Genomic DNA, 9,881 nt, shown 5'->3' with positions numbered 1-9,881 from the left:
GGCGAGGGGGGCGAGCAGCATCAGACGGCGAAAGTTCATGGTCAGGGCCTCCAGGTTGGTTTGCGGCAGAGCTTAGGAAGCCGGCGTGACCGTCGCATGACCGGAACATGACGGATCCATGACGCCGGAGGAGCCCCGGTCCACCGCTGGCGTCGGCTGACGCCTGTGTCATGGAGATGTCACAAGCGCCTTCTACATTTGCACGCACAGTCTTCAACAACCGAGGAGTTCCACCCATGAGCAAGTTCCTGTCCGTCGTTGTGCTGGGCGCTGCCCTGGCGGCCGCCGGCGCTGCCGGTGCCCAGGAAGTGACTGGCGCCGGCGCCAGCTTTCCGGCACCCGTCTACTCCAAGTGGGCGTCCGAGTACAACAAGGCGACCGGCGTCCGTGTGAACTACCAGTCCATCGGCTCCGGCGCCGGCATCAAGCAGATCGACGCCAAGACCGTCGATTTCGGCGCCTCGGACATGCCGCTGAAGGACGACGAACTGGCCAAGAAGGGCGAGATGCAGTTTCCGACCGTGATCGGCGGCGTGATCCCGGTGGTGAACATCAAGGGCATCACCCCCGGCCAGCTGCACCTGACCGGCCATGTTCTGGGTGACATCTACCTGGGCAAGATCACGAAGTGGAGCGATCCGGCCATCAAGGCGCTGAACCCCGGCCTGGCCCTGCCCGATGCCGCCATCGCGCCGGTGCGCCGTGCCGACGGTTCCGGCACCACCTTCATCTTCACCAACTTCATGTCCAAGACCAACCCGGACTGGAAGTCCAAGGTCGGTGAAGGCACCGCGGTGAACTGGCCCACGGGCGCGGGTGGCAAGGGCAACGAGGGCGTCGCCGCCTTCGTGGGCCGCCTGCCCAACTCCATCGGCTACGTCGAGTACGCCTACGTCAAGCAGAACAAGATGACCTACGCGCTCGTGCAGAACGCGGCCGGCAAGTACGTGCAGCCCGAGTCGGGCGCCTTCAAGGCTGCCGCCGCCAACGCCGAGTGGTCCAAGACCTTCTACCAGATCCTCACCAACCAGCCCGGCGACGCGTCCTGGCCCATCACCAACGCCACCTACATCCTGATGCACAAGGTGCAGGACAAGCCGGCGCAGGCGACCCAGGTGCTGAAGTTCTTCGAGTGGGCCTACAAGAACGGTGACAAGGTGGCGGACGAGCTGGACTACGTGCCCATGCCCGCCAACGTGAAGACCGCCATCGAGAAGTCCTGGGGCGAGATCAAGGACGCGGGCGGCAAGCCGGTCGCCTTCAAGTAAGCGGTTCCTGCCAACCCAGGCATGCGGGCGCTGCGGCGCCCGCGCCTGCGACCGAGGAGGAGGGCGCGTGTCCTCTACACTTCCCGTCCATGAGTCCCCTGCGGAGCTCCGGCTGGCAAGCCGGCGAGAGCGAGAAATGACGCCCCGGCAACAGCCGCGGCGCCTGACCGGCCCATGGGCCGACCTGATGTTTGCCTGGGCGGCCCGCGGCGCCGCCCTGCTGACCCTGTCCCTGTTGCTGGGGATCCTGCTGTCGCTGGTGATGGGGGCCTGGCCCGCCATCTCGAAGTACGGCCTGGGCTTCCTCACCTCCAGCGTCTGGGACCCTGTCGCCGACGAATTCGGCGGCCTGGTGATGATCTACGGCACGCTGGCGAGCTCCGCCATCGCGCTGCTGATCGCGGTGCCGGTGAGCTTCGGCATCGCCCTGTTCCTGACCGAGCTGTCGCCCGCCTGGCTGAAGCGGCCGCTCGGCACGGCCATCGAGCTGCTGGCGGCGGTGCCCTCCATCGTCTACGGCATGTGGGGCCTGCTGGTCTTCGGGCCCATCCTGGCCACCTATGTCCAGCAGCCGCTGCAATCGCTGCTGGGCGGCGTTCCCGTGCTGGGGGCGCTGGTGTCGGGGCCGCCGGTGGGCATAGGCATCCTGTCGGCCGGCATCATCCTGGCCATCATGATCATCCCCTTCATCGCGTCCGTCATGCGGGACGTGTTCGAGGTCACGCCGGCGCTGCTGAAGGAGTCCGCGTACGGCCTGGGTTCCACCACCTGGGAGGTGGTCTACAAGGTCGTGCTGCCCTACACCAAGGCCGGCGTCATCGGCGGCATCATGCTGGGCCTGGGCCGCGCCCTGGGCGAGACCATGGCCGTCACCTTCGTCATCGGCAACTTCAACCAGCTCGATTCGCTGTCCCTGTTCCAGGCCGCCAACAGCATCACCTCGGCCCTGGCGAATGAGTTCGCCGAGGCCTCGGACGGCATGCACCAGGCCGCCCTGATCTACCTGGGGCTGGTGCTCTTCTTCATCACCTTCGTGGTGCTGGCCCTGTCCAAGCTGCTGCTGGCGCGCCTGCGCCGCAACGAGGGGAGCCGGGCATGAGCGCAACCGGTCTGGAAGCCAGCGCCGCGACGCGGGCGGACGCGTCCGCCGGCCGCGCGCGCGAACGCAAGTACATGGCCCGCAAGCGGGTCAACCGCATCGCGCTGGCGCTGTCGCTCGCCGCCATGGCCTTCGGCATGTTCTGGCTGGTGTGGATCCTCTGGGAAACCGTGCGCCTGGGCGTGGGCGGCCTGGTCCTGTCCACCTTCACCCAGAGCACGCCGCCGGCCAACGAGGCGGGCGGCCTGGCCAACGCCCTCTGGGGCTCGCTGCTGATGGTCAGCCTGGCGACGCTGGTGGGCGCGCCGGTGGGCATCCTGGCCGGCATCTACCTGGCCGAGTACGACGCCAAGGGCTGGCTGGGGCAGGCGGTGCGTTTCGTGAACGACATCCTGCTGTCGGCGCCCTCCATCGTGATCGGCCTGTTCGTCTACACGCTGGTCGTGGCCCGCTTCAAGAGCTATTCCGGCTGGGCCGGCATGCTGGCGCTGGCGCTGATCGTCATCCCGGTGGTGATACGCACGACCGAGAACATGCTCGCGCTTGTGCCGCCGGGGCTGCGCGAGGCGGCCTATGCCCTGGGCACGCCCAAGTGGAAGGTCATCACCAGCATCACGCTGAAGGCGGCCCGTGCCGGCGTGGTCACCGGCGTGCTTCTGGCCGTGGCGCGCATCGCCGGCGAGACGGCGCCCCTGCTGTTCACCGCGCTCAACAACTGGTTCTTCACCTCCGATCTCTCGCAACCGATCGCCAGCCTGCCGGTGGTGATCTTCAAGTTCGCGATGAGCCCCTACGAGAACTGGCAGTCGCTGGCCTGGGCCGGCGTCTTCATCATCACCACGGCCGTGCTGGGCCTGAACATCCTGGCGCGCGTCCTGACCCGCAACAAGCACTGAGGCGACCCATGACGACCGCCACCGCCGTGCAGCCGAAGATCTCGGTGCGAAACCTGAACTTCTACTACGGCAAGTTCCACGCCCTCAAGGGCATCAACCTCGACATCCCCGAGAACAAGGTCACCGCCTTCATCGGACCCTCGGGCTGCGGCAAGTCCACGCTGCTGCGCACCTTCAACCGCATGTTCGAGCTCTATCCCGAGCAGCGGGCCGAGGGCGAGATCATCCTGGACGGCGAGAACCTGCTGACCTCCAAGCAGGACGTCGCCCTGGTGCGGGCCAAGGTCGGCATGGTCTTCCAGAAGCCGACGCCGTTCCCGATGTCGATCTACGACAACATCGCCTTCGGCGTGCGCCTGTTCGAAAACCTGGGCGCCGCCGACATGGACGAGCGCGTGGAGTGGGCCCTGCGCAAGGCCGCCCTGTGGGGCGAGGTCAAGGACAAGCTGGGCCAGAGCGGTGCCGGCCTGTCCGGGGGCCAGCAGCAGCGCCTGTGCATCGCGCGCGGCATCGCGATCAAGCCGGAAGTGCTGCTGCTGGACGAGCCCTGTTCCGCGCTGGACCCGATTTCCACCGCCAAGATCGAGGAGCTGATCGCCGAGCTCAAGAACGAGTACACCGTGGTCATCGTGACCCACAACATGCAGCAGGCGGCGCGCTGCAGCGACTACACCGCCTACATGTACCTGGGCGACCTGGTCGAGGTCGGGGAGACCGAGCAGATCTTCTTCAAGCCCAAGCGCAAGGAGACCGAGGACTACATCACCGGCCGTTTCGGCTGAGCAAGGAGGCGTCACCATGCCCGACAAGCATCTTTCCACCCAGTTCGACAGCGAACTCAACGGCGTCTCGTCCCGGGTCATGGAACTCGGCGGCCTGGTCGAGTCGCAGCTGCGCTTCGCCATGCACGCGCTGGAGCAGTTCAGCCAGGAGTCGGCCCAGAAGGTGGTCGAGATCGAGATCCAGGTCAATGCGATGGAGGTCGACATCGACCGCGAGCTGTCCTCCATCATCGCCCGCCGCCAGCCCACCGCCCGCGACCTGCGGCTGCTGATGGCCATCTCCAAGACCACCGCCAACCTCGAGCGCGTGGGCGACGAGGCCGCCAAGATCGCGCGCATGGTGCAGTCCATCATCGAGAAGAGCGGCAGCGTGCGCGCCTTGCCCTCGTCCGAGCTGCGCATGGCCTCCGACCTGGCCGCGGGCCTGCTGCGCAAGGCGCTGGACGCCTTCGCTCGGCTGGACACGGCGGCCGCGGTGTCCATCCTCAAGGAGGACGACCAGATCGACGCCGAGTTCGACGGCTTCGTGCGCAAGCTGATCACCTACATGATGGAAGATCCGCGCACCATCTCCGCCAGCCTGGACCTGCTGTTCCTGGCCAAGGCGATCGAGCGCATCGGCGACCACGCGAAGAACATCGCCGAATTCATCATCTACGTCGTCAAGGGCGCCGACGTGCGCCACAGCTCGATGGAAGCGATCGAGTCGGCGATCAAGTGAGGCATCCATGAAGCAGTTGCCACGCATCCTGATCGTCGAGGACGAGCCCTCGATCGCCGAACTGATCGCCGTGAACCTGCGCCACAACGGCTTCACGCCCATCTGGGCCGAGGATGGTGCCTCGGCGCAGCGTGAGATCGACGCGGTGCTGCCCGACGCGGTGCTGCTGGACTGGATGCTGCCGGGCCAGAGCGGCCTGGCCCTGGCCCGGAAGTGGCGCGCCGACGCGCGCACCAAGAACGTTCCCATCCTGATGCTCACGGCCCGCGGCGACGAGCCGGACAAGGTGCAGGGCCTGGACGCCGGGGCCGACGACTACATCACCAAGCCCTTCTCCACGCAGGAGCTGCTGGCGCGCATCCGTGCCGTGCTGCGGCGCCGCGCGCCCGAGCAGGCCAACGATGCGGTCAGCGTGGGCCGTCTCGTGCTCGATGCGGCCACCCACCGCGTGAGCTGGCAGGACAAGCCGCTCAAGGTCGGCCCGACGGAGTTCAAGCTGCTGCACTACCTGATGCGCCATCCCGAGCGCGTGCACAGCCGCGCGCAGCTGCTCGACAAGGTCTGGGGCGACCACGTCTTCATCGAGGAGCGCACGGTGGACGTGCACGTCAAGCGCCTGCGCGAATCGCTGGGCGTGGCGGGCGCCATGGTCGAGACCGTGCGCGGGGCCGGGTACCGCCTGAGCGCGCAGGCCCAGGTGCCTGACGGCGCCGCGGCCTGAGGCCGGTCCACCCGCCGTGTCCTGGCGCGTCATCAGTTTCCTGGCCTGCCAGCTCGGCGGCGCACTGCTGGGCTACCTGCTGGGCAGGCTTGAGGGCGCCCTGGCCGGCACGCTGCTGGGCACGGCCGGCTGGTTCCTGCTGGACCTGCTTCGGGGCCTTCGCATGCTGCGCTGGCTGCGCACGGGCGCCGACCCCGCGGCGGCGCCCGCCGGCGGCTTGTGGGGCGAACTGGGCGACCGGGTGCGCCGCAGCCTGCGCACGCGGGACCAGGCCGCCGCCGAGGCGGAGCGCCGCCTGCAGGAGTTCCTGGCCGCGATCCAGGCCTCGCCCAACGGCGTGATCCTGCTCGACCCCGAAGGCCGCATCGAGTGGTCCAACCTCACGGCCGCCGAGCACCTGGGCATAGACCCCAAGCGCGACCTGCTGCAGCACATCGGCAACCTGCTGCGTGACCCGGACTTCAACGCCTATTACGCGAGCGGCCATTACGGGCGGGAGGTGCTGATCCCGGCGCGCGACAGCACGCCGGGACGGCCGCGCAAGCTGTCGGTGCAACTGCACCCCTACGGCAACGGCCGCAAGCTGCTGCTCTCGCGCGACGTCACCGGGGTCGAGCAGGCGGAGGTGATGCGGCGCGATTTCGTGGCCAACGTCTCGCACGAGATCCGTACGCCGCTCACGGTGCTGGCGGGCTTCGTGGAGACGCTGCAGAACCTCTCGCTGCCGCCGGAGGAGCAGGCGCGCTACCTGGCCATGATGGCGCAGCAGGCGCAGCGCATGCAGGGGCTGGTCAGCGACCTGCTCACGCTCTCGCGCCTGGAGGGCAGCCCCCTGCCCGGCGCCCTGGAGTGGAGCCCGCTGGCGCTGTTCGCGGCCCAGGCCGAGGACGAGGGGCGGGGCCTGATCGCTGCCCTGGGCAAATCGCAGCAGCTGCGCTTCGAGCCGCCGCCCGCGCTGGAGCTCTCCGGTGCCGCGCACGAGCTGCACAGCGCCATGGCCAACCTGGTGACCAACGCGGTGCGCTACACGCCGTCCGGCGGGTCCATCGAAGTACGCTGGCTGGTGCTGCAGGACGGCCGGGTGGAATTCTCGGTGACCGACAGCGGCCCGGGCATCGCGCCCGAGCACCTGCCGCGCCTGACGGAGCGCTTCTACCGCGTGGACCGCAGCCGCTCGCGCGACACCGGCGGCACGGGGCTGGGCCTGGCCATCGTGAAGCACGTGGCCCAGCGCCACGGGGCCGAGCTGGCTATCTCCAGCACGCTGGGCGTGGGCTCGCGGTTCGCGCTCACGTTCCCGGCCTCGCGGCTGCGTCCCCAGGCGGCATCGTCGCCCGCCGCACGGCCCGCCACAGAATCGGCGGCAGGATGAGCGCCAGCAGCAGCAGGGCCACGGCGCCTGCGGCCCAGAAGGCGGCGGGCGATTCCTGCGCCGGCAGGCCGGCCAGCCCGCGGTAGGCCAGCAGGTAGCCGCCGGTCAGCCCGACCCCCCACAGCAGCAGGCAGTAGGCCACCAGCGGCGCCACCGTCACGCGGAAGCAGCGCAGGATGAACACGCACATCACCTGGGTCGCATCGCCCAGGTGGTAGGGCACCACCCAGGCCAGCAGCACGGTCGCGATGGCCACCACCTCGGGGCTGGCGGAGTACACCGCCGCGAAGTGCGCGCGCCCCAGGGCCATGGTGGCCGCCAGCACCACCGCCATCACGGCGGCCATGCGCAGCCCGGTGGCCGCTGCGTGCCGCGCCCGGGCCGCGTGGCCGGCGCCCAGCCAGTAGCTCACGCGGGCGCTGGTGGCGATGGCCAGCGAGAAAGGCACCATGTACATCACGGCGGCCAGGTTGCCGGCGATCTGGTGCGCGGCGGCGGCGGCGGTGCCCAGTCGCGCGATGAACAGGGCCATGAGCGTGAACGAGGTGACTTCCACCATCACCGACAGGCCCGCGGGCACGCCCAGCCGGGCGAAGCCCGCGATCTGGCGCCAGTCGGGCGCCTCCACCGCATGCAGCACTTCGTACGGGCGGAAGCTGGCGGGCGTGCGCACGCGCCAGGCTGCGCTGGCGAGCATGAGCCAGGTGACGGCCACGGTGGCCCAGGCGCAGCCTGCGGCGCCCATGGACGCCAGGCCCAGGCCGCCATTCACGAACCAGAGCGTGAGCGGCACCTTGAGGACCAGGGCCGCGGCCTGGATGGCCGTCACCTCGCGCGGGTGGCCCACGGCCTGGCTGAAGGAGGCATACATGCGGAACAGCAGCGCAGCGGGAAGCGCGAACACCAGCGCGGCCAGGTAGTGCCGAACGTCGCCCTCCAGCGCCGCGGGCACCTGGGTCCAGTGCAGCAGCGGCGCCGGGAACAGCAGGGCCGTGCCACCGGCCAGCAGGAGCAGGCCGGCGAGGTACAGGCCCTGCCGCACCGAGCGGCCCACGGCCTGCGGCCGGCCTTCGCCGTGCAGCTCGGCCCAGATCGGCAGCAGGGCCTGCAGCACGCCATTCAAGGCGACGAAGACGGTGATGTAGACCGCGGTGCCCACCGACAGCGCGGCGAGCGCGCCTTCGCTGTAGCGGCCGGCCACGATGGTGTCGGTCATGCCGAAGCCCATGAGGGCCAGCTGCCCCACCAGCACCGTCAGGGCGTGGCGCAGGATGGTGCGGAACTCGCTCACCGGTGCGGGACTTTGCGGTAGAGCGCGAGGCTTTCGGTCTTGTCGACGGGGCGGCGCACGCGTTCCACCCGTTGCCAGGCGTGCAGGTCGATCACCACCGGCGTGGACGGGTCCATGGGCTCGGCCACCAGCAGCCAGGGACAGGCCGCCTGGCGGCTCGCGGCCGGTTCGAGCTGCATGCCGCCGTGGTAGAGCAGGGCCGCCACCTGGGGGCGCGTCAGGCCGGCGACCGCCACGCAGCCCTGGCTGGCACCCATGCGGGCCTGCACGGCGCGCACCAGCGGCTGGTAGCTGCGTGCGTAGTCGAGCACAGGCAGCCACAGGGTCATCAACAGCAGCCAGCAGAGCGCGGCGCCGCCCGCGGGCAGCACGAAGCTCTTCCAGATGGCCTGGCGGTGGCGGCCGGTGCGCCAGCGCACCAGCGCGCACCAGGCCAGCGTCGCGGCCAGCGCGGCGCCGAAGGCGAGCACCGAGAAGCTGGGCTCGAAGCCGGGCGCCAGCCGGCGCACGTTGGCGGCCGGCTGCGCCGGGATGCCGGTCTGCAGGGACAGCCAGATGACCCAGATCGTGATGGCGCAGCCGCTGAAGAACAGCAGCGTGAACCAGTCGACCAGGGCCGAGACGCTGCGTCGCAGCGTGGGCAGGGCGAAGGCCGCCAGGGCCGCCAGCGGCGGCAGGGCCAGCAGCAGCGAGCGGTCGGTCGAATCGGTCAGCAGCATGGCGCCGAACGCCACGCCGGCGAACCAGAGCGGCAGCGCCACGTGCCGGCTCAGCAGTTGCCTGCGCCAGCGCCACAGGGTCCACAGGGCGATCGGCCCGGCGGGCCAGGTGAACCAGACCAGCAGCTTGCCGATGGCCGTCCATTCCAGGTCGCGCACGCTGTCGTGCACACGCCAGTGCCACAAGTCCAGCCCGAAGGCGAGGGCTGCAGCAGCCGCACCGGCACCCACGATCACCAGGGCGGCAGGCCAGGCCGGTGCGGGCGGGTCGTCCTCGCGCCCAGGCGCGCGGTCCAGCAGGTGGACTGCCAGCCCGCCCAGGGCGAAGAACAGGCCCATGGCGGGCGCCCCGCTCAGCGACAGGCCGCAAAGGCCGGCGACCAGCGCCAGGCCCGGCGCCAGCAGGCGGTAGCGCAGCCCCGCAAGGCCGTAGAACGAGAGGGCCGCGAACGCCAGCTGGGCCGCGGAGGGCGTGGTCTCGTGGCCGAACTGGGCCAGGCCCAGCGTCGCCACCAGGGCCAGCAGGGCGCCGTCGGACACGGCGCGCGCGTAGTCGCGCGGATGGGCCTCACCGCCGAAGGCGAAGGGCACGGGCTGCGCGAGCGGGCTGCGGGCGAGCGAGTAGGTCGCGTACCAGGTGGCGGCCAGCGTCAGCGCCAGCAGAAGGGCGTAGGCGATGCGCACCGCGAGGTCGGGCGCGATGACCGCGGGCGCGATGCGGATGGCGGCTGCGCCCAGCCAGTAGGGCAGCAGGGCGCCGAACTCGGGCCCCTGGCCGAGCATGGCGGGCGCCAGCCAGCGCGCGTGGCCCCGTGCAATCTCCAGCATGTAGCCGAAGCCGGTGATGTCCTGGTTCTTCCAGGGGCCGCGGCCCAGGAAGCCGGGCACCACGTAGGCGAGGCAGAACAGCAGCAGCGCCAGCCGCGGCAGGCGGCGCACCGCATCCTGGGCGACGATGGCGGGGGTCGGCTGGGTCACTGCGTGCGATTATGCAGAGCGTAAAAACAAAGGG

The 9,881-nt window shown here is 70.0% G+C and carries 9 protein-coding genes; 7 read left to right on the top strand and 2 right to left on the bottom strand.

Annotated elements, in window-relative coordinates; all coding sequences use genetic code 11:
* Positions 1-236: 236 nt before the first annotated feature.
* The 7 genes from pstS to phoR all read left to right on the top strand — a co-directional run bounded on the left by pstS (position 237) and on the right by phoR (position 6,859).
* A complete protein-coding gene (gene pstS / locus IM725_RS06445) occupies positions 237-1,268 on the top strand; it encodes a phosphate ABC transporter substrate-binding protein PstS (protein WP_193779747.1) in 1,032 nt (343 codons plus the stop codon).
* A gap of 136 nt (positions 1,269-1,404) precedes the next feature.
* Entirely contained in the window at positions 1,405-2,367 is a 963-nt protein-coding gene (gene pstC / locus IM725_RS06440) for a phosphate ABC transporter permease PstC (protein ID WP_227753623.1), read from the top strand.
* 74 nt (positions 2,368-2,441) lie between these two features.
* Positions 2,442-3,263 carry a phosphate ABC transporter permease PstA gene (gene pstA / locus IM725_RS06435; RefSeq protein ID WP_407692505.1) on the top strand — a complete coding sequence of 274 codons (822 nt, stop codon included), beginning with the start codon at positions 2,442-2,444 and terminating at the stop codon, positions 3,261-3,263.
* An 8-nt stretch (positions 3,264-3,271) separates the two neighbouring features.
* Positions 3,272-4,045 carry a phosphate ABC transporter ATP-binding protein PstB gene (pstB, locus tag IM725_RS06430; protein WP_193779744.1) on the top strand — a complete coding sequence of 258 codons (774 nt, stop codon included), beginning with the start codon at positions 3,272-3,274 and terminating at the stop codon, positions 4,043-4,045.
* Positions 4,046-4,061: 16 nt separating this feature from the next.
* The gene (gene phoU, locus IM725_RS06425) at positions 4,062-4,766 is read left to right on the top strand and encodes a phosphate signaling complex protein PhoU (protein ID WP_193779743.1); all 705 of its coding nucleotides are present in this window, start codon (positions 4,062-4,064) and stop codon (positions 4,764-4,766) included.
* 7 nt (positions 4,767-4,773) lie between these two features.
* Entirely contained in the window at positions 4,774-5,487 is a 714-nt protein-coding gene (phoB, locus tag IM725_RS06420) for a phosphate regulon transcriptional regulator PhoB (RefSeq protein ID WP_193779742.1), read from the top strand.
* 16 nt (positions 5,488-5,503) lie between these two features.
* Positions 5,504-6,859: a phosphate regulon sensor histidine kinase PhoR gene (gene phoR / locus IM725_RS06415; protein WP_193779741.1), complete on the top strand. Its 1,356-nt coding sequence runs from the start codon at positions 5,504-5,506 to the stop codon at positions 6,857-6,859.
* Here phoR and IM725_RS20335 read toward each other — a convergent pair.
* Both IM725_RS20335 and IM725_RS20330 read right to left on the bottom strand, forming a co-directional pair.
* Positions 6,777-8,150 carry an MATE family efflux transporter gene (locus IM725_RS20335; protein ID WP_287065475.1) on the bottom strand — a complete coding sequence of 458 codons (1,374 nt, stop codon included), beginning with the start codon at positions 8,148-8,150 and terminating at the stop codon, positions 6,777-6,779. The two genes, phoR and IM725_RS20335, sit on opposite strands and share 83 nt — an antisense overlap.
* Positions 8,147-9,847, bottom strand: coding sequence for a hypothetical protein (locus tag IM725_RS20330; RefSeq protein ID WP_287065478.1), 1,701 nt, complete (start codon positions 9,845-9,847; stop codon positions 8,147-8,149). The genes IM725_RS20335 and IM725_RS20330 overlap by 4 nt, the downstream gene beginning before the upstream one ends.
* Between the last annotated feature and the right edge of the window lie 34 nt (positions 9,848-9,881).

It is taken from the genome of Ramlibacter aquaticus, from assembly GCF_015159745.1.
In the GTDB taxonomy this organism is placed as follows: Bacteria; Pseudomonadota; Gammaproteobacteria; order Burkholderiales; family Burkholderiaceae_C; genus Ramlibacter; species Ramlibacter aquaticus.
This window is presented reverse-complemented; position numbering and strand designations above follow the sequence as displayed.